Annotated in this window: 1 protein-coding gene; it reads right to left on the bottom strand. The window is 35.4% G+C overall.

All coding sequences use genetic code 11. The features are described 5' to 3' along the window. On the bottom strand, positions 1-1,277 hold a 1,277-nt coding region (locus G3O09_RS21865), incomplete at its 3' end, for an IS1182 family transposase (protein WP_163103551.1). Positions 1,278-1,395 lie beyond the last annotated feature (118 nt).

The raw sequence follows: 1,395 nt of genomic DNA, 5'->3' as shown, positions 1-1,395 counted from the left end.
TCACTATTTTGAAACGTTTCTTGTTCCTTATGTTCGGTCGATTTAATTGTCACCGAATATGTTTTACTCTTCGCCCCTTCTGTATAACATCCTTCACGGAAAGGGCATACTTTGCATTTTTCGGTGTCAAAGTAATAGGTTTGACGTTGATTTTTCCCTACATTTTTCTTATTTGTACGCGCTTTTCGAATTGCCATATGCCCAGCTTTACATACGTACATGCCTGCATCTTTATTAAATTCGAACTCATCTTCCTTAGCACGACCACCCTGTGTGATTAGTGGATTTAATTTTGAAATAAGCTGAAATTCTTCCTTTTTGGCATATTGAATATTTTCTTTTTCTGAATACGCTGTATCGCCAATCACCGATGTAACTTCGATGCCTGTTGCTCTACTTTTTTCGACTAATTCTTTAAGGTATTTTCCATCACTTTTCTCCCCAGTTGTTATTACTGCAGCTGTAATTATTCGTTCATCATTCATTGCAATATGTGTCTTAAACCCAAAGAAAGAAGAGCCCGCTGTTTTATGACCAACACGTGCGTCTGGATCGCTTGAATAGTTCAGTTGTTCTTCATAATCCTCTACTACTTCTTTTAGGACGTTTAACTTTTCTTTTACAGCTGGAATTACAGCGATTTGTGGTTGCGTCTCCACTACTTCAATAACTTGACGGCAGTAGTCTACTTCATCTTTTACTTCGTTAGAAGTTGGTTTGGATGGGAATTTTTCTTTCATTGATTCATCAATTTGGTAAACAGCTTTTCTTACGTTCTTCGACTTCTCTTGTAAAAATTCTTTCGGTGTTTTTTGGTTATAACGTGCTTTTGTATGCGTGGCATCGACAATAATAGTTTTACTTTGAATGATTTCTTTTTCTAATGCAATTTCAACCGTCTTTCCTATGAGCATGTCTAATAAACCCACATCCTGAAGACGGAGCTTACGAAATTTAGTTAATGAACTTGAATTGATGACTGGATCCTCAGGTGCCATATCTAAGAAATATTTAAAAGACATATCATATTTTGACCGTTCAACCAGATCTACATCTGATAAATCATAGATTGATTTTAATAGTAAATATTTGAACATACGGATTGGAGATACTGCATTTCGACCATTATCAAGACAATATTTTGTTTTTAGTTCTTCTAAAATGAAATTGAAGTCCACTAATTCATTAATTTGACGAAGCATATTATCTTTCGGTACGACGATATCATAAATCGCCATAAACGGACTAAGTTTGAGCGTTTCTTGATTTGAAATCATTTCGATACCACCTACATACATTGATATCTTTAGTATAAAGCAAAAAGGGAGTCAATCGCTCGATTAAAATCGAGCGATTGACTCCCTAATTGTTAAAGCGGACTTTTTCAGTGCCCTC

The sequence above is a fragment of the Peribacillus alkalitolerans genome (assembly GCF_010882125.1).
GTDB classification, from domain to species: Bacteria; Bacillota; Bacilli; order Bacillales; family DSM-1321; genus Bacillus_BN; species Bacillus_BN alkalitolerans.
This window is presented reverse-complemented; position numbering and strand designations above follow the sequence as displayed.